A 20,736-nucleotide genomic window follows, 5' to 3' on the forward strand; every position below is an offset into this window, starting at 1 on the left:
GCAAAAAGAGGCAAAAGAGATGACAAGAACAGATATCGTTTCCGGCGCAAGTCATGTGGCGAACACAACAGGCATAAAGAGGCTCAATCGGAGGCTGCGCCAGCCGCGCCGGAGCCGACGCGGAGCCCTGGGTGGTCTGGTGGGCATGATGCTGGGTCTTGTGTTGGCGCTGATCATCCTTGCGGGGATCTACACTCTCTTTACCGGGATTCGGGATCAAATCCGTTCTGCACAATTGCAAACACAATTGATCCGCGCGGTTTCTGTGATCGATCGAGCGCACAGCTATTCGGGGATCTTCGCCAATGGCAGCCTTTTAGGCTTTCTGAACGGGGAAGGGTTCAGCAGCCGAGAGCTGATGCGGGATGCAAACAACAATTGGATATTCACATCCCCCTTTGATACGGACATTATGATCGTCGGCGATGGCACGCGCGACTTTACGGTCACGATCTCGGGTTTGCCTCCCGGAGCCTGCAGATCGGCTGCTCTGGCGTTTCAGGACAGAGGATCCGGGCTGGACAGCCTGACCATTCAAGCAACCGCCGTCGCGTTACCGATGACAGAAGCGGCCGTAGGTACGGCCTGCGACAATGACCTCAATGTCGTTGCACTGACGTTCTGAGGCCGGATCTGATGCGCCATCCCCGCATATCCCACTTGCGCTACCAGCCCCTCACCGGGGGTCGGCTAAGAGGCCTTGCGCCCCGCAAGAGGCGGCGGGGATCGCTGATGGTGAGCGCCGCACTTGGGATGATGATCGCAACCCTGGTCCTGACATTGATGATACAGGGCGAACTGCGCAAGGCACAATTGGCCCGCAATCTGGCCCGGGCCGAACAGGTTGCGGAAATCGCCGCCTTGTTTGATCTCTACGTGCATGAAAACCGGGTTGCGCTCGCAGCGTCCATCGCACCGCTGTGGCAGCGGGGCAGGGCCACGAACGCAGCCGAGCGTGCGGGGTTCGAGGCATGGGCTGATGGGGCGGTGAACTGGGACATTCCCGGGTTCGACCTGTCCTATTTGGTTCTTGATCTGTCGGAAATCGAGTTTCTGTCGGAACGCATCATGTACTCGCCACTGGATACCTATGGGTTGCTTTTGCTCAGGGCCGTCGAGGACCCGGTCCATGCGGATCTGGATGGGCTGCTTGATGCGCTGGAAGCACGAGGGCTGAACTCCGGACGGAAGGGTGAGACACTTTCTGATCGTCTGATTCCGGCTGCGGCCCGGGTCGAAAACATCCTTGGTCGATCGCTCGGGAACGATGAAGCCGCCATTCTGACCGCATCCCTGTCCGGTGTATCAGAGGAATACATGCTGCGGCAGGAGCGGGTAGGGCATCCGGAGCCGGGCTTTAGTGACGCGAACGGGACATTTGACCTGGGCAGTAATTCCATCATCGGTACCGACAGGGCCACGGCGGATAGCGCAACGGTCAACACGGTGACCGGGCGTGTCGAGGCGGGAGCGCAGACAGGCTCTGTTGAGGAAGTGACCGGCGCGCTGACGTTGGATGGAGAGATCGCCGCTTCGTCCTTGCTGGTCTCTACCTCGCTGGGGGTCGGGACGATGGAGGCGCCATCCCTGCAGGCTGCACAGGTTACGGTCGCAGGCCCTGTTGTCGCAGACACAATCTCGGCCACCGCAGGTCCGGTTTCGGCATCGCATATGTTCACGAATACGGCGACCGTGAGACAAGACATCACCTGGGTCTGGAGCATTCTGGCCAGTGATGTGCTGGCGGAAGATCATCTGTCTGTAGAGACAGCAAATGTAAAAACCCTGGCGGCGAAGTCGGCCAATATTCAACATTTGAAAGTGAGTGGATCATGCGCCGGTTGCTGAAGAATTACAGAACGCGCCGCCCGAGTATTCCGCGCCGGACCCGGCGAGGGTTCAGCGTTGTCGAGGCGGCGCTGGTTTTGCTCATTGTCGTCGTTGTGCTTCAATCCGCAATCAGCCTCGGCCGGTCGCATTTGCGTAATCATCAGGGGCTGAACGAGGCCCGGCTACTGACACAGGTGGTGGATGCCGGTGCGACATTGGCGCTGCGCGATCTCGATTACCGGATCAATTCGGAGATTGGAGTGGGGAAGGCGCAGGTGCTGACCCTTGGCGACCTGGAAGCACAGGGACTTTGGACGGCCGGTTCTGACCGGCTCACGGCCCTGAGCCGCACAGTTACACTTATTCTGCATGCACGCGGGTCGGAGGAACTGGTTCTGCTGGCGCGCGCAACGGCACTCCCCGGCGAAACCAATCCCGCCTATATCCCTGCGGGTGGGGAAGGGGTTGGGCTGGTAGGTTTTGTGTCCCCAGATGATACGACACGTCTGCGTGGACCCGGGATCGACTATGATTTGACCGGGGTCCAGGCGCTGACTGGCGGACCATCACAATGGGATGCGGTGGCCATCCGGGTTGTTCGTATGGATCGGAATGTTCTGCCCTTCCTGCACCGCACAACACAGCCCGGCTTTCCTGAGCTGAACCGGATGGAGACGGATCTCAACATGAACGGTTCCAGTCTCGTGGGTGCAGGCGTGCTGGATGCGGACCAGGTTATGGTCACAACGGGTCTTCAGGCGGGCACCGTCGCGGGAATACTGACGGTGGATGGGGATATAACGGCAGCTGGTGCGTTGGACGTGGGCGGAACACTGGGCGCCAATGCGGCGACAATCGCCGGTGCAGCAACAGCCGCTTCGCTAACAGTCACAAACCAGGCGGCGATAGAGACTCTGGATACTGGCACATTAACTACCGCCAGCTCGGTCTCGGTGAACCAGGATCTTGTTGTCGAAGGGACCACAACACTGGATGTGCTTGCGGTGAATGACCTGTCCGCCAAGGGTATCGAGGCCGGGAGGATCACCGCCGGAACGTTGGCAGCGGACACCGTGTTTGGCACGACGGCCAACTTGGAAACCGGCCAGTTGGAGAGGCTGAACACAGGAGGATGTGTGGGATGCTAGAGATCAAGGCTGCGCGGAGCAGAAGTCTGAAACCTCGTATGGAAACCTATCCTCGGGGGAGAAGGTTACACCTCATGGCTGGTGTCGCTTTGCTGATAACAGCGTCTTACGCCAGTGCTCAGGAGGCTTCTGAAACTGAAAAAGGGACTGTCGGAATACGGGATGTAACTGTGCTCAAACAGGCCCTGTTGGCGGATGTTCGGGCCCTTGAGCGCATTGTGGCCTACCAGGAAGGCTTGTTGCGATTGGCAGACGAAGATCCCGAAGATGCTCTGGCCGCACGTCGAAGCCAGCAGGACTGCATCGACGAGATTGCTGCACCTGCACTCTGTGCGGTGCTGACTGGCAGCTACGGCAGTAAGGAATGAAGTGCCGTCACGGCCGATGTTCGGAACAAAAACATGTAACGGAAGAAGGAGAAAAGGACCCAAAAACAAGAGCTACATAAACCGAACCGTCCCACGGAACTCACAACCTGTCGGACGATAATCGGGTTCAGGACCGTGTTCCTGAATCCTTTTCAACACCAAGCATACCCCAAAATTCCTGACTTGCGAGTCAGGGACCGGGAAAGATTTGTCCGAAGAAAGGGCATTGCGTTGCCAGTGAATCCGAAGTGCCCTGAAACGGGCACACACGAAAAACCCCTTTGCACTCCGATCGCTTTGACGGCGTTTTCCGGCGTGGAGACGGGGCTGATCAGTGGAGACTCGGTACGATGATCCTGTCGGTCGCAGCCTTGAGCCTGTTCACAGTTTTTCTGATCGTTGAAGATATCCGTTGGTTCGAGATCAACTATGGGGCATTGGGCGTCGTAACGCTGAATGGAATCTGTCTGAACGTCCTGCTGGATGTGTCGGTTTTCGATATGCTGGGGGGCGGGCTCACCTGGCTCATTGCCTCGGTACTTGTTCGCTTTGCATTGGGACCAAATGCGCTGGGGCAGGGTGACATCTGGCTGATGGGTGCCATTGGTTTGCTCGCCGGGGTAAACGGCGCGCTGGCTGCCCTCGGAATCTATGGCATCCTGATGGTTGCCACCCACCTGAGTTATAGGCGGGCCAGATCCCGGCCGAAAGGCCGTCGGATCATCAGCCTTTTCCCGGCGGCACTGCCCGGTGGTTTGACAATTCTGCTGCTGTTTTGCTGTCGGATAGCTGGTTTCGACATCAGCTTTGGTCTGGCGCAAGAAACCAGCACTGACCTCGACTTGTTGCTGCTCGTCGGCGTTGTGATTTTAGGCGATCCCATCGCAGTTATCAGTGCGGCACTTGGTATCATCTGGATCGTGTTCGACCGCCACTCCCTACAGAGAGGGTGCGCAAGATGACTGACCCGGTTTCATCGAAACGTCTTTGGCAATCAGTTGTGACGAAAGCCATTCGGGATCTCTGTAACAGCAACCCTCACAATCGCGAGGATGTCGAGAGTTGGGTCGGGTCATACCCTAACGCCGATTTTCGGGAAGTCTGTTTTCTCGCAGGGTTAGAGGCACGCCGCGTACATACGACCCTGTCCTACATGTGTCAGCTTGCCCCGGCAGATCGCAAAAAACTGCTCGATAAGTTTACCCCGGTACTCCGCAACAGGAAGGCGGCATAATGATGGCGCGTCAGTTTGATTTCTGCTGCAAAAACGCAGGCCGGAACAGGACTTCGCGTCTCGGGAGCCTGCGGGGCAGTCTCATGGGCCGTATCCGTTTCCACATGATCCGGAAATATTGCGGGTCATATACAGCGATGTCACGCAGATACTTCATCTGCCCAAGAAAGATGACAATTCCAACCACCACGCCGGAAGGTGTCACTCCGAACACGGCCACCACAATAACCGCGGACAACATCAGCGCGAGAATGACCGGAACGCGCTCGGCCCCTGCCAGGTGTCGGCTGCGCGAAAGCGTTTTGATGCGGACGGTCGGGTTCATGGGCGGTCTCCATTGGGTCACTGCAGAGATTTTATCACAGCACACATTCGCAGGGGAATGCCATGCTGGATCTTAAACGCCTCCTCGGAAACTTCTATTCCGCGCTGGAGGATGACAGCGTGGTTGAGATTTCGCTCAATCCCTCCGGCGACGTGTTTGTCGAGCATTTCGGTGCCCCTGCGTCTGCGGTTGGCCAAATGCCCACAGCCATGGCGGAGCGCTTCATTCGATCCTGCGCCACAGCAACCAACGCCCTGATTGACAAGTCCGCGCCGATCTACTCAGGCCGCATTCCGGGTACGGCACACCGCATTGAGGCCATCCTGTCGCCATTGGCAGATGGCCCGATGTTCTCGATCCGTCGACACCGGAACCACGTTTTCCCGCTCTCGGAGTTTGCCCCCGATGAGCGGCTTCAGGAAGAGATTATCGGCGCGATCGCCGCGAAGAAGAACATTGTGATTGCCGGGTCCACCGGATCTGGCAAAACAACGCTGACCAACTCTTGCCTGAGCTGCCTGAGCGAGGTTGCACCCGACACACGCCTTCTGGTGCTTGAGGACACGCCTGAACTGAACTCCAGTCTGGCCAACCTGGTTCCGTTGCACAGCACGCACAATGTCAGCCTTGATCGCCTGTTGGTCTCCGCGCTTCGCCTTGCTCCGGATCGCATCGTCCTGGGTGAGGTCAGAACCGGTATTGTTCTCATGACGCTGCTCAAAGCCTGGAATACCGGTCATCCCGGTGGCGTAACAACGATCCATGCCAACTCTGCTGCAGATGTTCTGGCTCGCATGCAAACACTCACCGAAGAGGTCAGTGTTGGCGATCAAACCCGACAGATACTCTCTTCGCTTGATCTTGTTCTGTTCGTCGCACGCGGAACCAGTGGATCAAGAATTACCCAGGTCGGAAGAGCCGTGCCCTGTGATGACCCTCAAACCCCTTTCAAACTGGAGTTTAACCATGTCGAAAACCCTTAACAGCATCACCTTTCTGGTCGCTCTGTCAGCTGTGGTGCTGGTGACAGCAACACCGGCTTTGGCCAGCGTCGAAACGGATCTGTTTGGATCATCCAACCCGCTCGCCAAGATGACCGGCTTTATCACGGGCCCGTTTGCCTTCTTCTTGGCGATCGTTGCGATCGTCGTGGCCGGCGTCCAATTGATGGGCGGTAACGACATGTCCGGTGTTTCCCGACGCATCCCGAGTTTGATTTTGGGAGTGGGCTTCATCCTGCTGGCGGTCAATGTCCTGAACTTCCTATTCGGGGGTAACAGCGCGGGTGCAATTCTTCTGCCGACGGAAATCATCCATGTTAGCTGAGACTGAAACCACAGGTTTTGGAGGGAGGCTGCATGGGATTGTGCTGGCGGCTTCTCTCTTTACGGTGGGGGCGTCTCCTGGAACGGCACAAGACACCTTCGAGGAGGAGGTGTTTGGCCCGACTGATGCCCCGGTCGAACAACCGGTTTCCCAGAGCGAGCCAATTGCGGCTGTGGCTGAGAACCCTGTGGAGGAGCAAAAACCGGCTGAAGTCGCGCCCGAAGAAGCTGCTCCGGCAGCGGAGGTCAAGGTTGCACCGAAAGCGGCCCCGGAACCTCGCAAACCCAACCAGATAGAGTTGACGCGCAAGGCGGTCGAGTTTTGGGAAGACCGCACGGGTGTGGTCACGCCCGGTCCGGACGGACGGGTTATCTACGTGTATGGGCAATCCATTCCAACCCTGCTCTGTTCGCCAGGAATGATCTGCGTGGTCGAACTGGAACCGGGAGAAATATTGAGTGACACGCCGGCCCAGTCGGACACGGCGCGCTGGCAGGCTGAGTTACGGTATCGCGATGGAGACCCGCCGCAATTCTACTTCGCCTTCAAGCCCAGCGAGGATGCCCCGGCAGTGTCTAATTTCGTCATTTTCACTGATAAGCGCATGTATTCGATCAAACTGGTCAAGGATCTGTTCAACAGCACTCCGATCCTGAGCTTTGATTATCCCGATACGCGAGCAAAAAGGCTTGCTCAGGAAATCGAGGAGATCAAGCAAAAGAGGATCGACAAAGCGAATGCCGCGAAGGCAGAACGTCGGGTACAGACTGCGCGCACCGGCGTGTCCACGACCAGGGGCGCGGTACCGGCCAGCGAGTTGGACTTCAACTATTCCATGTATGGCAAAGCGCCGTTCAGGCCGCTGCGCGTCTACAATGATGGCCGCAAAACCTATGTGGATCTGCCGGCAGGCTACCGGGGTGATCTGCCGGTTGTAATCGGAGGCAGGGCGGAAGCTAACCGCGCGTTTAACTACCGACCGGCCAAAGGCGGCAAGCAAATCATCATCGACAAGGTTCTGGGCAAGTTCGAGCTGAGGAACGGTCGCAAAGCTATCCGAATAAGGAGAGGATCGTGAAAGCTCGGTTGTCAGGTCTGCTTGCTGCAGGTGCCATTCTGTCCGGATGTGCAACATCAATACCGATGATAACGCAAGCGTCCGAGGATCTGACGCCGGTTCAGTCCTGTGCCATCGGCTATGACATGGCCCGCACCATCCACCGGTCGATCTCGCTGCGCGACACGGTGGTCATCGCAGCAAACAAGACCAGCGATTGCGAAAAACACGCGCTTCGATACCTGCGCCTGACTGGTTTTGCAGTGGATGAGAGCGGCCAAAAGAACGCAAGGAAGGCGCTGGATATCGAAGTGATGGATGAAAGCGACGGTGCGGTGACAGTTGTTGCGACCGTCGCGGGCAACCTGCGGATCGCCCGAAGCTATCGTCTGGCCGAACAGGGCGTTTATGCGTCCTCGGCACCATCAATCGTGCAGCTGCCTTCGGAATACCGCAAGCGCTGGAACATTTCATGAGCTCATCAGTACTTAGGCCGGGACGCGGCCGAGTTTCCCTTAGCAACAGAAAGTAGGAAGTTATGAGTATCAATCCTGGCCTCCGCATCACATCCATTCCCCGCAAGTTGAAACAGGTCGCAATGATTGCGGCCTGCGTCGTCGGAACCGTGCCGGCGATGGCTCAAGGGAACAACCAAACAGATCCAGCAAACTTCCTTAAACTTCACCAGCCAATACACCGGGTGGAAGTCTACGACGGGATGCCCAAAACGCTGGCTTGCAACCCATCAACGATCTGTCTGGTCAAGTTCGAATGTGATGAGGACATCGTCAGCGTCGGGCTATCTGACGCGGCTTACTGGGAGATGCTATCCCCGACAAAGCAGGATTTGATTCCGCGTTCCTATGTCGGGTTCAAACCCAGATCAAACAACTGGCCAGCCAATGCCATCATATTCACCAACAAACGAATTTATGAATTCAGCCTCGTCATCGACGATGCTGAAAGGACATCTGTTCTGAGCTTCACCTACCCGGACGCAGAGGGTGACGGAGCTGCAGCTGATTGCACCGGCACCGGCACAACGGCGGATCAGTAGGTTGCAGGGTCAGGAGTTGTGATGCTGTTTCCAGATGGTCTGAATTGGTTGGGGCTTACGCCCGCTGCAAAGAGCCTCTCTGACGTTCTGAACTGGTCGAGCCTGCTCGCACCGGGTGTTCTGGGGTGTAAAGACGGCAGTTTTGTTTGTGGTTGGGCGGTTTCCGGGCTCGACACAGAAAGCCTGGATCCAGCGGCGTTCGAGGCGCATCTGGATCGTCTTGCCAGCGGCTTTGGCGGTTTCGGGGACGGCAGCTGTTTCTGGGTGACGCTTGACAGAAAAACCTTTGCAGGTCTGCAGGCGCATGGAACCCACGCCAAGTACCCTGCTTTGGACCTTCTTGAGCTTGAGGCACGCGCAACGCTTTCATCCAGCGGCGCAGTGTTTGAGAACACCATACATCTCGCTTACCAGTATCGCCCCGGCGATCCCAATGTGCCGGTGGAACTAGCACTCAGGGAGTTTGAGGCCCAGTGCAGACTGGTTGAAACACGTCTTGGTGGTGTCCTTGCGCTGCGACGGCTTGGCCATGCAGTCGAAGAGAACCTTGACGGCAAAATGCTGCATTTCGATGAGCTACTTGGATACCTGGCCGGAACGCTGACAGGCCGTTCCCGACGTGTTCGGGTGCCTGCGGATCTTGAATACCTGTTTCTGGACAAGTTGCTCAGTGTCGAATTCACGCAAAAGAAGCTGGACGAACTACCCTTTGTGGAGGACCGGCCGACCGCAATCATGACCGTCGACGGGTTTCCCGATGAGCTGCCGCGTGGTGCGCTGGAGATTATCGAAACCATGGGGTTTGAATTCCGCTGGAGCGCGCGGATATCGCCCTTCTCGACCAACACAGCACGGAAGGAAACCAAAAGCGCTAAGAAAGAATGGTTGCAAAACGCAGTGGATCCGAAAGCCCAGCTGTCCGAAGGTGGTGGGGGAAACCGGGATGAGTTTGCCGACGAAATGGCAAGTTCAGCCAATGCGATGATGGTTGATGTCAATCGCGGTGTCGCGCATGGCACATATCTCTCGACTCTGACGGTCTTTGGCCCACCCGGATCTTCGGCAAATATTCTGGACGAGGGCATCGAGAAGATCACAGCATTCATGCTCGATGCAGGATTTGAAATCCTGGTTGAACGGGAAGGGGCTCTGGAAATGTATCTAGCCAGTCTTCCGGGTCACGCCCACCGCGGTGTCCGGGAGGTGCTGGTATCCATCCGCGATGCTGTCGAGATGATCCCGCTGCGAACCAGTTGGAAAGGCGAAAAATACAACCCATCACCACTGCTGCCGCCAAAATCGCCATCGCTTATGTTTGCGCGTTCGATGACGGGTGAGCTGTTCCATTTCAACTTGCATGTGGGTGAGGCCGGGCACGCTTTGGTTCTCGGGCCAACCCGGGGTGGTAAGTCGGTGCTGCTTGGATCGGTTGCCGCGAATTTCTTCAAATATCGCGATGCCCGGGTCATCTTCTTCGACAAGGGCAGTTCATCCCGCCACATGTGCAATGCCTTTGGGGGTCAGTTTACGAAGTTCGGCGCCAAAGGTGGCCGGGGGGTTGCGCCGTTGGCGCACCTGCACAGGTTGGGGCTTGAGTGGGGTGTCAAGTGGATCGGCGAGATGGCTCGACGGAGCGGTATCACGATGACACCGGCTCTTTATGACGAAATCCGCGAAGGTCTGAACAACGCCCTTGAAACTGAGTTTCTGACACTTTCAGACCTGCAGTCCTTTGTTCAGGACAACGACCTTCAGGCTGCTATCCGGCGGTTCAGTCGTGATGGTGGTTCTGGCCTGCTCGATGATGATGAGGCACCGCTCGAATGGTCGAAGATGACCGTTTTTGAAACTCATGATCTCTTTGATATGGATGAAGATACGGCCGTTCTGACGCTCGATTACATCTTCGCTGAGGTTCAGTATCGGTTTGATGGAACGCCAACTCTAATCATGATCGACGAGGCGCATGCCTTCCTGCTCTATCAGCTCTTTGCAGATAAGATCCGCTTCTGGACCAAAGAGGGTGCCAAATCCAATGTTGCGGTTATTCTTTCCACGCAGGAGATTGGTGACATCCGTCGCTCGGAGCTCAGGGACACACTGCTGCAGCAGTGCAAGACCCGTATTTTCCTGCCGAACCCGGTCGCCAGATCGGAAGATGTGTACGAGGATTATCGCGCTCTGGGTGTCAGCAGCACCCAGATCGACCTGATCGCATCCCTGACACCCAAACGGGATTACTACCTCGTGAAACCGGACGGCCAACGCGTGGTCGAGTTTCTGTTTGGCCCGGTCGCACTGTCCCTGCTCGGCAAGACCTCCACTGATGAGAGCAAAGAGGCCGGGCGGCTCTACGCCGAAAACCCCGATTACTGGAAGGACGAGGTGAGCGAGATCATCGCCCGCCAATATGAAGCAGGAGGCTCCACATGAAGCATTTCCCTATCATCTCAACCCTGGTGCTGTCGGTGATCTCTGGCCCGCTTTACGCGATGAACGCTAAAGAGTGGACGCAGTTGGCCAACAATTTTCAACTGGCCAGCATCGTGGCCCTCGAAGGCGAGCACCTGGCGGTCAACGCAAAAACACTGACAAACGAAATACAGCAACTTGCAACCCAGATCCAAACCTATCAGGCGATCCTCCGGAACCTCGATCAATTGCCCGATACCGTGCTGACCGAGGCCATGGAGCCGGTGCAGCGATTGCACGGGGTTATGGCGGAAGCACGTTCGGTTGCCGCGGACGGACAACGGCTTGATGAGTTTCTGCGATCTGACCTGATCACCGATCCACTTTTTGATGGCCAGGTCTTGTCAGATGCGCGGCTGGCCGAGCGTTACGACGAGTGGATGAAGGTCTGGGACGGCACTCTTGCAGCGGGACTGCAGCAGGTTGGGCTGACATTCGAAGACATCGGGTCTGAGGCCCAGTTGCTCGATCGTATCTCCGGCCGGTTCTCCGGGGTCGATGGCAACCTTAAAGCGCTGCAGGTCTCCAATGAGCTCTCTTCTTCAGTTGCCCGACAGCTGGTTGATCTGCGCGCCCTGACGGCGACGCAGGTACAACAAAACACGGTCGCGTGGTCCCGCGTCCTTGCAGATCTCGATCGCAAGGAAAGCGCCCAGCGGGAAACGGATGTCGAGATCCAGGAGAGCATCGATGCCTATGACGGCAGCAGCGATCACAGATCAGTCAACGAGATATTGGGGCTGGGACGATGACCCGTCTGCGGCTCCATGATCCACACAACAGGACGTTCCTGCGCTTGTCGGCGCAGGGAATGGTCATCGGCCGGGATTGCGTCTGGAACGGGATACTGCGGCAATCCAAGACCTTCAGGAAACAGGCTCTCAAGGCCCTTCAGGGCTGGCCTTTCATTGTTTGTGAGGCAGGAGGCCCGACATGAGGCATTTCTCTATCATCTCGACCCTGGTGCTGTCGGTGATCTCCGGCCCGCTTCATGCAGGTGGTTCAGAATCAAACGCCAAAGAGTGGACACAGTTGGCCAACAATTTTCAACTGCTCAAAATCGTGGGGCTCGAAGGCAAGAACCTGTCAGTCAGTGCAAAAACACTGGCAAACGAAATACAGCAACTTGAAACCCAGATTCAAACCTATCAAGCAATCCTCCGGAACCTCGAGCGTATGCCCGATACCGTGCTGACCGAGGCCATGGAACCAGTGCAGCGATTGCATGGGGTTATGGCGGAAGCACGTTCGGTTGCCGCGGACGGACAACGGCTTGATGAGTTTCTGCGATCTGACCTAATCACCGACCCTCTTTTCGATGGGCAGGTCTTGTCAGATGCACGCCTGGCCGAGCGTTACGACGAGTGGATGAAGGTCTGGGACGGCGCTCTTGAAGCGGGCCTGCAGCAGGCCGGCCTGACTTTTGACGACATCGAGACTGAAGCCCAGTTGCTCGATCAGATCTCCGGCCGGTTCTCCGGGGTCGATGGCAACCTGAAAGCGCTGCAGGTCTCCAATGAACTCTCTTCTTCGGTTGCTCGACAGCTGGTTGATCTGCGCGCCCTGACGGCGACGCAGGCACAGCAGAACACGGTCGCATGGTCCCGCGTCCTCGCAGACCTCGATCGCAAGGAAAGCGCCCAGCGGGAAACGGATGTCGAGATCCAAAAGAGCATCGAAGCCTATGACGGCAGCAGCGATCACAGATCAGTCAACGAGATATTGGGGTTGGGGCGATGACCCGGAAACACAAGTCCGCATATCAGCGATTGGTGTTTTTAACTTTAGCAATCTGTGCCGTGTGTTTGCTTTTCATCGCCCTACTGGAACTGGGTGAATTATGGAGTCGCTATCAATCCGACAAAGGAATTGAGGATGCGATCAAGTGGCTCGAGCAGCAGCGCCAAAATTACACGCCCCGAACCGTCAATGAGATACCGGGGTTGGGAGAATGAGCAAAAGAAGCAGCAAATTCGTATTTGTTCCAAACGAAATGATCGCTTTGGTTTTCAGCCTGATAACCTTGGTGGTCTGTATCGGGATTTATATGCAACTCGGCCGTCTCACGGCGGAACTTGACCGCAAGGAAAGTGCCCAGCGGGAGGCCGAGCTGATGATCCAGGAAGGCATCGAGGCTTTTGAGGCCAACGACAATCACCGAACGATCAACGAAATTCTGGAACTCGAGAAATGAGCCGGACCCGTCAGCCCCTTCCGGACCGCCGCCTGGCGGAGACCCGGCGTGTTGAGACGCCGCAGGGGCATACGGCCTTTATCTCGGTGGGATATCAACCGAGTTCGCCGCTGAAGCCCCGCGAGGTGTTCTACTGCGAAGGTTTCAAATCCGGCAGCGACCTTGAATATCATATGCAGGACATGTGCGTGCTGATCTCGCTGCTCCTGCAGTTCGACATGACGCCTTCAGACATCGCGCGGTCCCTCTCCCGTCGGAAAACAGAGATGGGCGAAGTGGCTTATGCCAGCCTTGTGGGTTGGGTGCTCGAGGCCGTGTGCCAGCCGCCCCAATGGGCCGATCAGGTGACCCTTGCCGATGATCCCCCGGAACAGGAGGGCCGTGCCAATGAAACCTGATAACTTTGGGGCTCCCCCCGGCAAACCAGTGTCGGACGAAGAGCGCTTTGCCGATCTCCTTGACCCGCTCTGGTCCTCGGCTGACGACTATTACCTGGTGACCGAACGGGGGCAGGGCAAGCGCTTCGCCTTTATCGCCGGAGAGCTTGGGCGCAACCGTGTTACCGCCGAAAGTCGCTGGCAGCGCTTGAAGGCGGTCGATGACATTGAGGAGCTGTTACTCCGTTACGGATTGTCGGACATGCGCTATTGCCGATCGCTGCCGGAGGACTACCGCCTCCCCTCTGAACCTCTCGATGCAAAGGGAAAGCGGGTTCCCCCAGTCAGGAGGCCAAGCCCTTGACCCTCCATCTTGGAAACATCGAGCTAAACGTTGAGAGCGCGGAAGGTCAAGACGCGCTGGCCCGCGCCCACCGGAAAAGGGATCGTGTCGACTGCCGCTGCCGGGTGCCATATCCGAAGATGTACGTAGCCGCGGTGAACGGCCGTTTCATCGTCAAGCGGATGCCAGAAACCGGGCACGAACATGCTCCGGACTGCACATCTTATCTGCCCCCCGGCGAACTGTCTGGTCTGGCCCAGGTGCAGGGCTCTGCGATTACGGAATCGCCCGAGGATGGGACCACCACGATCCGGCTGGGTTTTCCCCTGAAGAAAATAGGTAAACCCCGGGCAATGCCGGAACTGACCGGCCAGCCAGCTACCGAGGTAAAGCAATCCCCGTACAAGCTGACCATCACCAGTTTGTTGCATTATCTCTGGCACGAAGCGGATCTGGGCAAGTGGTATCCGGCGATGAACGGGAAACGCTTCTGGGGCGTAGTCCACTCCGCATTGGAGCGGGCCGCAGCGGGCAAGGTCGTTAAGGGACAGGATCTTGCCCGCATTCTCTATGTGCCCGAGTATTTCCGGGTTGACCACAAGGACGAGATCGCCGCCCGGCGCAATGCTCTCTTTGCGCACCTTCGGCCCGGCAAAGGCGGTCCCGCACCGCTCGGTCTCCTGATCGCGGAATACAAGACGCATGAACCAACGTCCTTGGGGGCAAAGTTCGTCTTCAAGCACGCGCCGGGCTGCCCCTTCTTTGCCGATGAGGATATCGCCCGCCGGTTCAACACCGTGTTTGCCGAGCGACTTCATCTGTCGGAATTTGTCGAAGGCAGTCATCCGATCATGATTGCCAGTTTCAGCATATCCAAATCCCGGTATCCGGTCCTGCTGGAGATGGGAATGATGCTGGTGACATCCAACTGGATTCCGTTCGAACATACGCGGGACGTGGACCTGATCACCCGACTGACCGATCAGAAGCGGGCGTTTCAGAAATCGCTGCGGTTCAATCTAAAGTCCGATGCCCCGATTGCCTCGGCCGTTCTGCTCGACACGGTGGATCCGGTGGCTCTTTACGTGGCCGAGGATCCCGACTCAGCAGAGGCGGTTGCGGCTCTTGTCGGGACGGCAAGTGAGAGCCGCTATTCGAGCTGGCTATGGACAAGTCATGACCCAATGCCCGCGTTCCCGTCACGCACGCCGAACCGGAAAACCGGAGATAATCATGAACAAAGATAACATCTCACTGGCCTCATACATCTTGTTGGCGGGTCTGTGTCTCTGTGTTGGGGCAGGTATGGCCCTGGGCCAGCCTCTGGGCCCAATTGACGGTTTTCCCGCGCCAGATCCCGGTGTTACGCCACGGCCTGAAGTCGCAACCGAGTTTGGCTCCGGAATCATCGACAGTCTCCGCATTCTGTTGGAAGATTATTCCGGCGTCATCGGGAAAACCGCCAAACAATTGCTTTTCTGGCTGCTGGCGGTGGATCTGGTCATCAACGTTAGCAAGACTGTCATTACCGGTGCCGGGCTGCCTGGATTTCTTTCACGCTTCATCTACCGGTTTCTGGTTGTCCTGCTTGCAATCTTCGTAATCGACAACATTGCGGAGATTGTTGAAGCCGTTGGCCATGCCGCCGTGCGGCTCGCGCGCCTGTCAACGGAAAGCGGATCATTCGTGGAACCCAGCGTCAGTGGGATAATCATGGATGGCATCCAGAACGCCCACCGCATTCTCAAAGAGGTTTCGATCTGGAAGCCAGTTTCCGTCTTCTACGTCATCAGCGCCGCAGTGATGTTGGCGGTCACGGCCGTCCAGGTTGCGATGATCGTCGTGACTTATGCTGAGCTGTATCTGAACACGCTGGCAGGCCTGATCGTTATGGCCTTCGCGGGACTGCAGAATGCCGAGCAGTCGGCATCGCGGTATATCAAAACCTTGATCGGCAAGGGCCTCAACCTGCTGACGCTGCTGATTGTCTTCTCCATGTTTGCCCAACTCTTCATCGATATTGCTGCACGCGACAGCACCGCACTAGGCCTCGACAACCTTATCACCATGCTGATCCTGCAGCTCATTTCCATGATCCTGATGATCACACTGCCATCGAGCGTGGAATCGCTGGCAGGCGGTGCGGCTTCCTCGGCCGCTGCACGGATTGCAGGTGCTGCGGTTGCGGCCGGTGCTACCAAACTGGCAGTGGCGGCTGGCGTGGGCGCTGTAGCGGGTGTTGCGGCTGGCACGGTAGGCGGCATCGCCGGAGGCGCGAGCAGCCTTGCAAAAGGTGCTGGTGCGTCAAGCGCATTGACGGCTGGGGGCAAGGGGGCAGCAACTGCAGGTGCGCGCTACGCCCGCGCGGGCTTTTCAAAAAGCCGATCGGTGACTTCAGAGATTGCCAATGACGGCGGCCGGCTGGCGAAAGATATGCGTGGAATTCTCAACAGAAACAGAGACTCAGGTGACTAATATGAACAACCCCGCGGCAGGGCCTGCGTTGGCACAGGCAGAAACTGAAACCAAGGCACAGCCAGAAACGGACCGGGCGGCTCGATACAAACGCGCGCGCCAGGATTGGGATGAACGCTTTAGCTTTCATGCGCAGGCAGCTCAAAAATGGCGTCGTCTCGGACTGGGGGGTGTCATGGTTGGCCTGTTTGGTATCGGATACGGGCTCTGGGTCGATGGCCAGTCCGAGTTCAAACCCTTCATTGTGAAGGTCGATGAGCTTGGTCAGTCCGAGACCATCCGCAACGTGGAAACTATCTCGGAATGGCCTAAGCAGATGGTCAAACGGGATCTGTCGGATTTCGTGAACTGGACCCGCTCGGTACCGGCCGACAGAGAGGTCATGGTGTCAAACTTCCGCCGTGTCTTCACGTTCCTGACGGCTGGTGATCCGGCGGAGACCATGGTCAAGGAGATCGGCCGGAGCCCGACGCTCAGCCCGTTTCGCATCGCAGAAACACGGACGCGGTCGGTTGAGATTATTTCTGTCAATTTCGTGGGCGGTAGCAGCTGGCTCGTCGAATGGCGCGAAACCACGCGCGCGCGCGGTAACGGCAAGGTTCTCGAGATCAGCAAATACAAGGGAACCTATGTCCTGCAAAAGGCGAAACGTCTTTCGGAAGAGATCATCACCTACAACCCTCTTGGGATGAGGGTTGAGCATTTCGACATCCAGAAACTGAACTGAGGATCAGATGACAGGCTCTCCTAACCTAAAAAACTTCCTCGCTACGGTCGGAATCATCATTGCCATCTGCGGGGCCATTTTAGTGGGCGCGCAGTTTGCTGGTATCGGCCTGCAAACCTGGCTGGGTACCGAAACTGCACAGACCTCTGGCCCGGAGCAAAGAACCAATGCCCAGATTGATGAGCAGATTGCACAGATGGAGCGGAATGCAGGGGAGTTTAACAATCGCGAAGCAACACCTGCAACGCAGGAGCAACCCGTTCAACCTTCTGGACCACCTCAGGCTCCGGCTGCTCCGGTTGAGACCCCCTTTGCTAAGGAATTGAATGAACAGGCTCTCAAAGAAATCAGACGCCGTGAAGACCGTCGGCAGGCTGCGCTGGACAGCCCGATTGGGGAGAGCCTTTTCAGCATCGAAAGTATCAAGGCGTCCCGACAGGAAAACAGCCAGCCAGCGGCGGGGTCGGTGAACCCGTATCCGGAGTCGGCGGGGGAGATTCCGGCCTCTGCTGAGATGCAACCCGGTGTCGATAACTATTCACTGATCCGCCCCGGGCAGGTGCTGCTCGCGGCAGGCACCGTCATTCCAGGTGCGCTGATCGATGAAATCCGCTCAGAGATTGAAGGCGAGTTCCGGGCGACGGTCACGAATGACGTTTATGGAACATTGGACCCTTACAAGATTGTCATTCCGCGCGGATCGATGCTGCTTGGGAAATATGACGCACGTTCGAGGATCGGTCAGCGCCGACTCAAGGTCGAGGGCATTCGTGCTCTGTTTCCCAATGGTGACGCTTTGGATCTGGACGGCTCGGTCGGCATCGATGCGGACGGGGCCAGCGGCCTCAAAGGCCGTCGCCGCACCGGATTCATGTCTGCAGTTCTGGGCACAGGCCTGGTGAGTCTTGCAGAGAATATTGGTCGGAAGGATACGACAAACTCCGATATCGCGGATGCGGCCCGGATTGCCAGCGGCGCGGCCGTGGGCACTGTCGCTGACAGCTATTTCAGAGAGTCACTGTCCCTCGGACCGACATTCAAAGTGAAGGCCGGTCGCATTTTCAACATCCGGTTGGACCACGATGTCTACCTCGATGAAGTCCCTGCTCAATGAAAGGGCTGAGGTTGACATCGATCGTTGCCGGGCTGGCAGTGGTCCTGCTCTTCGCTCATCAGCAAGGTAGCTTGCAGGGTGTGTTGGATCTGTTCTGGCTTGGATCAAGCAACAGAGAGGACGTGATCGAAGGGGTCGCCGAAATCTCTGACGGAGACACCCTGAAGATCGGCGATGTGCGCCTTCGTATCGGGAAAATCGACGCCCCAGAGAGCGATCAGACCTGTACCACACCAAGCGGCAAGAGCTGGCGCTGTGGCGACGTGGCAGCTGCTAAACTTGGCAAGCTGGTTGCTGGTCGCATCGTAACCTGCCGGAAAACCGATAGTGATCGCTATGGACGAATTGTCGGGGATTGCAGCGTCGAAGGACAGGATATCGCCCGCTGGATGGTCGGTGCGGGATGGGCAATGGCCTATCGCCGCTATTCCTGGCGTTATGTCTTCGACGAGTTCCAGGCGAAGCGACTGAAGCGCGGTGTTTGGATCGGGACCATGCAGCCCCCGTGGGACTGGAGGGCCAGCCATTGACCACTTCCTGGTCCCTTCTTCGACTCCTCTGGCTGGTTCTGTTCTGCGGCAGTTTTGCGACGGGACAGGCGATGGCGTGTACCGAACGCACGATGCTGGATTTCATTGGATCGCTTGAGGCCCCGGAAGGCTATGATCAAGTGTTTTCCAGGGTATCGGTCCAGCCACCGCGACCGATCACAGCCATGACGGTCGATGAAGTGCTGGAATGGCAAAGCCTGGCCTCGCGAACCTCTGTCTCCAGCGCTGCCGGGCGCTATCAGGTCATCCGCGCTACGCTGCAGGGCCTGGTGGATCAGGGTGTTGTTGCCCGCAATGAGCCATTTGACAGCGCCCTTCAGGATCGGATCGGCACTCATTTACTGCGTCAGACCGGCTACCGAAACGGGGTGGCCTCACCAGTTGTTGCAAACCGCGTCGCCGGGATCTGGGCCGCGCTGCCGCTGGTGAGTGGTCCGGGGCAGGGATATTCAGCCTATGAAGGATATGCGGGCAATCACTCGCTGGTCACCGCAGAGACTTATCTGGATGTTTTGCAATGCACCAAATCGGTTGATGAAGCACAAAAAGAGGCCGCGACCATTCGCTCTGGCACCCGGATCGGTTTCGAATTCGATAGCATCATCGAGGCGGTGCTGGAGACAAGTGAGACCCTGGCAAAATCGCTGAAACCGGTTGCACTATGGTTGCTCATTACGCTGGCCGTGATTGATCTGGTGGTCGTAATGGGGCGGGTGCAGATCAAGGGCGCCGGCCTGGAGGAACTGCTGAAGGACATGGCGTTTCGGATTCTGACGCTCGCCTTCCTGTCCTTTATCATCCTCAACATCGATGTAATCGTACACACGATTGCCAACGCCGGTGTGCGCCTTGGCACAGAGATCACCGCAAATGATGGGGTTTCGCTGGCAGCCTATGCGCGTGCCAAGACAATTCTGATCTTCTCGTTCAGCGAAGGTGCCGGGATGATGCCTACCTATGAATCCCACACCATCTACGGGATTGGGCTGTTTGTTGCGCTGCTGACAGGTCTCATTATGGGGATGGTGGTGTTTGCTTATGCCAAGCTCTTTATCGGCGCGATCATTGGCGTTCTTGCCGCAGGCCTGGGCGGGTTATCCGCGACCCGGGATGCGGCTCAGGCGCTTGTCTTCCGGATTATCGGAGGCAGCCTTCAGCTCCTCATGCTGATGATCATCATGCAAATTGGTCTGACCTTTGCCCAATCCATGCGTGGGACTACGGCCGGGTTAACCGCCGCGTTGATCGCATTCCTGGCAGATATCGTCGTTCTTTATCTCTGCTGGTGTCTCCCACCCAGCATTGCCCGGCTCGTTGAAGGATAGAAACATGCGTGATGCACTTCCTGGATCAATTAAGCCTGCGTTCGCAGCCCGTTCGCTTCGCTGCGAACGCAAATGCAGTCAACCAAATCGCAATGAGCCCAGGACATGCTGCATTATCCAGCTTCTGTTGGCCTGTTTTTTGCTGTTTGCGCCCCATTCCATTGCCTGGGCGGGCAGGGATGATGGCGACCTGCTGCGGTTTATCCGGCATTTCGAGGCCAGGGGCAGCTATGATATCTTCTACGCCGATATCAGACAGCCGCCGCCAAAGCCGCTGACACAAATGACAGTGGGTGAAGTTCTGATATGGCAAGGGTCACTCAAGGGGACGCGTTCCACAGCCGCAGGGGGATATCAATTTATCCGAGGCACTCTGGCTGATCTGGTTCAACGCCATAACATCCCTCGTTCTGCGCGCTTTGACCAGAACCTTCAGGATCGCCTCGCACGGCATCTGATTGATGATTGCGCCGGCGCGCGGGCGCGCGGCACAACTGCATTCGGAAACTGCCTTGCGGAGATCTGGGCAGCTCTGCCGCTTCTGTCTGGTCCACAAAAAGGCCGCTCTGCGTATCACGGGATAGCAGGGAACAGAGCCCTGACGACCCCTGAAAACTTCACGGCAGTCCTGCAGGGTCTGCCCTACAGAACTCCGACGATCCGTCAGGCCCGGGCAAGTGTACCGAGCGGACACAGAACCGTTGTACCACGTCATGTCCGCATCAGATCGGCGATGAAGGAAACGGCCGCTGCCGCCAACGCAGCAATGCCAAAACAGGTATGGACAACAGATCCATATGCGGTGGATTGAGC

25 protein-coding genes are annotated in these 20,736 nt (G+C 57.3%); 24 read left to right on the plus strand and 1 reads right to left on the minus strand.

The features are described 5' to 3' along the window. Nucleotides 1–19 precede the first annotated feature (19 nt). The 5 genes from Q1B13_RS19975 (at nt 20) to Q1B13_RS19995 (ending at nt 4,308) form a co-directional block, all read left to right on the plus strand. Nucleotides 20–625: a hypothetical protein gene (locus tag Q1B13_RS19975; protein WP_299083346.1), complete on the plus strand. Its 606-nt coding sequence runs from the start codon at nt 20–22 to the stop codon at nt 623–625. Nucleotides 626–735: 110 nt separating this feature from the next. After that, nucleotides 736–1,848 carry a hypothetical protein gene (locus Q1B13_RS19980; RefSeq protein WP_299800327.1) on the plus strand — a complete coding sequence of 371 codons (1,113 nt, stop codon included), beginning with the start codon at nt 736–738 and terminating at the stop codon, nt 1,846–1,848. Next, nucleotides 1,833–2,978, plus strand: coding sequence for a hypothetical protein (locus Q1B13_RS19985; protein ID WP_299083351.1), 1,146 nt, complete (start codon nt 1,833–1,835; stop codon nt 2,976–2,978). Before Q1B13_RS19980 ends, Q1B13_RS19985 begins: the two co-directional genes overlap by 16 nt. 74 nt (nt 2,979–3,052) lie before the next feature. Further along, nucleotides 3,053–3,346 (plus strand): hypothetical protein, encoded by a 294-nt coding sequence (locus tag Q1B13_RS19990; RefSeq protein ID WP_299083354.1) that lies wholly within the window; start codon nt 3,053–3,055, stop codon nt 3,344–3,346. A gap of 350 nt (nt 3,347–3,696) precedes the next feature. Beyond that, the gene (locus tag Q1B13_RS19995; protein WP_299083357.1) at nt 3,697–4,308 is read left to right on the plus strand and encodes a hypothetical protein; all 612 of its coding nucleotides are present in this window, start codon (nt 3,697–3,699) and stop codon (nt 4,306–4,308) included. A gap of 282 nt (nt 4,309–4,590) precedes the next feature. Here Q1B13_RS19995 and Q1B13_RS20000 read toward each other — a convergent pair whose 3' ends face one another. Beyond that, nucleotides 4,591–4,905: a VirB3 family type IV secretion system protein gene (locus Q1B13_RS20000; protein ID WP_299083360.1), complete on the minus strand. Its 315-nt coding sequence runs from the start codon at nt 4,903–4,905 to the stop codon at nt 4,591–4,593. Between the two features lie 62 nt (nt 4,906–4,967). On the opposite strand from Q1B13_RS20000, the gene Q1B13_RS20005 reads away from it, so the two are divergent. From Q1B13_RS20005 to Q1B13_RS20095, 19 genes are all read left to right on the plus strand, one after another. Beyond that, a complete protein-coding gene (locus Q1B13_RS20005; RefSeq protein ID WP_299083363.1) occupies nt 4,968–5,888 on the plus strand; it encodes an ATPase, T2SS/T4P/T4SS family in 921 nt (306 codons plus the stop codon). Further along, on the plus strand, nt 5,872–6,231 hold the full coding sequence (locus Q1B13_RS20010) for a TrbC/VirB2 family protein (RefSeq protein WP_299083366.1): 360 nt from the start codon (nt 5,872–5,874) through the stop codon (nt 6,229–6,231). The genes Q1B13_RS20005 and Q1B13_RS20010 overlap by 17 nt, the downstream gene beginning before the upstream one ends. Further along, nucleotides 6,221–7,309, plus strand: a complete 1,089-nt coding sequence (locus Q1B13_RS20015; RefSeq protein ID WP_299083369.1) for a TrbG/VirB9 family P-type conjugative transfer protein — start codon at nt 6,221–6,223, stop codon at nt 7,307–7,309. Before Q1B13_RS20010 ends, Q1B13_RS20015 begins: the two co-directional genes overlap by 11 nt. After that, a complete protein-coding gene (locus tag Q1B13_RS20020) occupies nt 7,306–7,764 on the plus strand; it encodes a hypothetical protein (protein ID WP_299083372.1) in 459 nt (152 codons plus the stop codon). The genes Q1B13_RS20015 and Q1B13_RS20020 overlap by 4 nt, the downstream gene beginning before the upstream one ends. A gap of 62 nt (nt 7,765–7,826) precedes the next feature. After that, nucleotides 7,827–8,345 carry a TrbG/VirB9 family P-type conjugative transfer protein gene (locus Q1B13_RS20025; RefSeq protein WP_299083374.1) on the plus strand — a complete coding sequence of 173 codons (519 nt, stop codon included), beginning with the start codon at nt 7,827–7,829 and terminating at the stop codon, nt 8,343–8,345. Between the two features lie 21 nt (nt 8,346–8,366). Continuing rightward, nucleotides 8,367–10,778 (plus strand): hypothetical protein, encoded by a 2,412-nt coding sequence (locus Q1B13_RS20030; RefSeq protein WP_299083376.1) that lies wholly within the window; start codon nt 8,367–8,369, stop codon nt 10,776–10,778. After that, nucleotides 10,775–11,569: a hypothetical protein gene (locus Q1B13_RS20035; protein ID WP_299083379.1), complete on the plus strand. Its 795-nt coding sequence runs from the start codon at nt 10,775–10,777 to the stop codon at nt 11,567–11,569. Before Q1B13_RS20030 ends, Q1B13_RS20035 begins: the two co-directional genes overlap by 4 nt. A 181-nt stretch (nt 11,570–11,750) precedes the next feature. Further along, nucleotides 11,751–12,557 carry a P-type conjugative transfer protein TrbJ gene (gene trbJ, locus Q1B13_RS20040; RefSeq protein WP_299083381.1) on the plus strand — a complete coding sequence of 269 codons (807 nt, stop codon included), beginning with the start codon at nt 11,751–11,753 and terminating at the stop codon, nt 12,555–12,557. Beyond that, entirely contained in the window at nt 12,554–12,772 is a 219-nt protein-coding gene (locus Q1B13_RS20045; RefSeq protein ID WP_299800328.1) for a hypothetical protein, read from the plus strand. Before trbJ ends, Q1B13_RS20045 begins: the two co-directional genes overlap by 4 nt. Before the next feature lie 38 nt (nt 12,773–12,810). Beyond that, nucleotides 12,811–13,011 (plus strand): hypothetical protein, encoded by a 201-nt coding sequence (locus Q1B13_RS20050; RefSeq protein WP_299800329.1) that lies wholly within the window; start codon nt 12,811–12,813, stop codon nt 13,009–13,011. Continuing rightward, complete coding sequence (locus Q1B13_RS20055) at nt 13,008–13,409, plus strand: hypothetical protein (protein ID WP_299083386.1); 402 nt, start codon at nt 13,008–13,010, stop codon at nt 13,407–13,409. The genes Q1B13_RS20050 and Q1B13_RS20055 overlap by 4 nt, the downstream gene beginning before the upstream one ends. Beyond that, complete coding sequence (locus tag Q1B13_RS20060; protein WP_299082935.1) at nt 13,399–13,752, plus strand: hypothetical protein; 354 nt, start codon at nt 13,399–13,401, stop codon at nt 13,750–13,752. The genes Q1B13_RS20055 and Q1B13_RS20060 overlap by 11 nt, the downstream gene beginning before the upstream one ends. Continuing rightward, the gene (locus Q1B13_RS20065) at nt 13,749–14,978 is read left to right on the plus strand and encodes a DUF1173 family protein (RefSeq protein ID WP_299083388.1); all 1,230 of its coding nucleotides are present in this window, start codon (nt 13,749–13,751) and stop codon (nt 14,976–14,978) included. Before Q1B13_RS20060 ends, Q1B13_RS20065 begins: the two co-directional genes overlap by 4 nt. Beyond that, on the plus strand, nt 14,965–16,206 hold the full coding sequence (locus tag Q1B13_RS20070; protein ID WP_299083391.1) for a type IV secretion system protein: 1,242 nt from the start codon (nt 14,965–14,967) through the stop codon (nt 16,204–16,206). Before Q1B13_RS20065 ends, Q1B13_RS20070 begins: the two co-directional genes overlap by 14 nt. 1 nt (nt 16,207) lies before the next feature. Further along, nucleotides 16,208–16,933, plus strand: coding sequence for a VirB8/TrbF family protein (locus Q1B13_RS20075; RefSeq protein ID WP_299083394.1), 726 nt, complete (start codon nt 16,208–16,210; stop codon nt 16,931–16,933). Nucleotides 16,934–16,940: 7 nt separating this feature from the next. Next, nucleotides 16,941–18,047, plus strand: coding sequence for a TrbI/VirB10 family protein (locus Q1B13_RS20080; protein WP_299083397.1), 1,107 nt, complete (start codon nt 16,941–16,943; stop codon nt 18,045–18,047). Further along, a complete protein-coding gene (locus Q1B13_RS20085; RefSeq protein WP_299800330.1) occupies nt 18,044–18,577 on the plus strand; it encodes a thermonuclease family protein in 534 nt (177 codons plus the stop codon). Before Q1B13_RS20080 ends, Q1B13_RS20085 begins: the two co-directional genes overlap by 4 nt. Further along, nucleotides 18,574–19,923 (plus strand): hypothetical protein, encoded by a 1,350-nt coding sequence (locus Q1B13_RS20090; protein WP_299083402.1) that lies wholly within the window; start codon nt 18,574–18,576, stop codon nt 19,921–19,923. The genes Q1B13_RS20085 and Q1B13_RS20090 overlap by 4 nt, the downstream gene beginning before the upstream one ends. A 4-nt stretch (nt 19,924–19,927) precedes the next feature. After that, complete coding sequence (locus Q1B13_RS20095) at nt 19,928–20,734, plus strand: hypothetical protein (RefSeq protein ID WP_299083405.1); 807 nt, start codon at nt 19,928–19,930, stop codon at nt 20,732–20,734. Nucleotides 20,735–20,736 lie beyond the last annotated feature (2 nt).

It is taken from the genome of uncultured Ruegeria sp., assembly GCF_947489545.1.
GTDB lineage: Bacteria > Pseudomonadota > Alphaproteobacteria > Rhodobacterales > Rhodobacteraceae > Ruegeria.

Coding starts and splice junctions, on each gene's coding strand:
- Q1B13_RS19975 (WP_299083346.1), top strand. CDS start 20: ATGACAAGAACAGATATCGTTTCCGGCGCAAGTCATGTGGCGAACACA.
- Q1B13_RS19985 (WP_299083351.1), top strand. CDS start 1,833: ATGCGCCGGTTGCTGAAGAATTACAGAACGCGCCGCCCGAGTATTCCG.
- Q1B13_RS19990 (WP_299083354.1), top strand. CDS start 3,053: ATGGCTGGTGTCGCTTTGCTGATAACAGCGTCTTACGCCAGTGCTCAG.
- Q1B13_RS19995 (WP_299083357.1), top strand. CDS start 3,697: ATGATCCTGTCGGTCGCAGCCTTGAGCCTGTTCACAGTTTTTCTGATC.
- Q1B13_RS20000 (WP_299083360.1), bottom strand. CDS start 4,905: ATGAACCCGACCGTCCGCATCAAAACGCTTTCGCGCAGCCGACACCTG.
- Q1B13_RS20005 (WP_299083363.1), top strand. CDS start 4,968: ATGCTGGATCTTAAACGCCTCCTCGGAAACTTCTATTCCGCGCTGGAG.
- Q1B13_RS20010 (WP_299083366.1), top strand. CDS start 5,872: ATGTCGAAAACCCTTAACAGCATCACCTTTCTGGTCGCTCTGTCAGCT.
- Q1B13_RS20015 (WP_299083369.1), top strand. CDS start 6,221: ATGTTAGCTGAGACTGAAACCACAGGTTTTGGAGGGAGGCTGCATGGG.
- Q1B13_RS20025 (WP_299083374.1), top strand. CDS start 7,827: ATGAGTATCAATCCTGGCCTCCGCATCACATCCATTCCCCGCAAGTTG.
- Q1B13_RS20030 (WP_299083376.1), top strand. CDS start 8,367: ATGCTGTTTCCAGATGGTCTGAATTGGTTGGGGCTTACGCCCGCTGCA.
- Q1B13_RS20035 (WP_299083379.1), top strand. CDS start 10,775: ATGAAGCATTTCCCTATCATCTCAACCCTGGTGCTGTCGGTGATCTCT.
- trbJ (WP_299083381.1), top strand. CDS start 11,751: ATGAGGCATTTCTCTATCATCTCGACCCTGGTGCTGTCGGTGATCTCC.
- Q1B13_RS20045 (WP_299800328.1), top strand. CDS start 12,554: ATGACCCGGAAACACAAGTCCGCATATCAGCGATTGGTGTTTTTAACT.
- Q1B13_RS20050 (WP_299800329.1), top strand. CDS start 12,811: ATGATCGCTTTGGTTTTCAGCCTGATAACCTTGGTGGTCTGTATCGGG.
- Q1B13_RS20055 (WP_299083386.1), top strand. CDS start 13,008: ATGAGCCGGACCCGTCAGCCCCTTCCGGACCGCCGCCTGGCGGAGACC.
- Q1B13_RS20060 (WP_299082935.1), top strand. CDS start 13,399: ATGAAACCTGATAACTTTGGGGCTCCCCCCGGCAAACCAGTGTCGGAC.
- Q1B13_RS20070 (WP_299083391.1), top strand. CDS start 14,965: ATGAACAAAGATAACATCTCACTGGCCTCATACATCTTGTTGGCGGGT.
- Q1B13_RS20075 (WP_299083394.1), top strand. CDS start 16,208: ATGAACAACCCCGCGGCAGGGCCTGCGTTGGCACAGGCAGAAACTGAA.
- Q1B13_RS20080 (WP_299083397.1), top strand. CDS start 16,941: ATGACAGGCTCTCCTAACCTAAAAAACTTCCTCGCTACGGTCGGAATC.
- Q1B13_RS20085 (WP_299800330.1), top strand. CDS start 18,044: ATGAAAGGGCTGAGGTTGACATCGATCGTTGCCGGGCTGGCAGTGGTC.
- Q1B13_RS20095 (WP_299083405.1), top strand. CDS start 19,928: ATGCGTGATGCACTTCCTGGATCAATTAAGCCTGCGTTCGCAGCCCGT.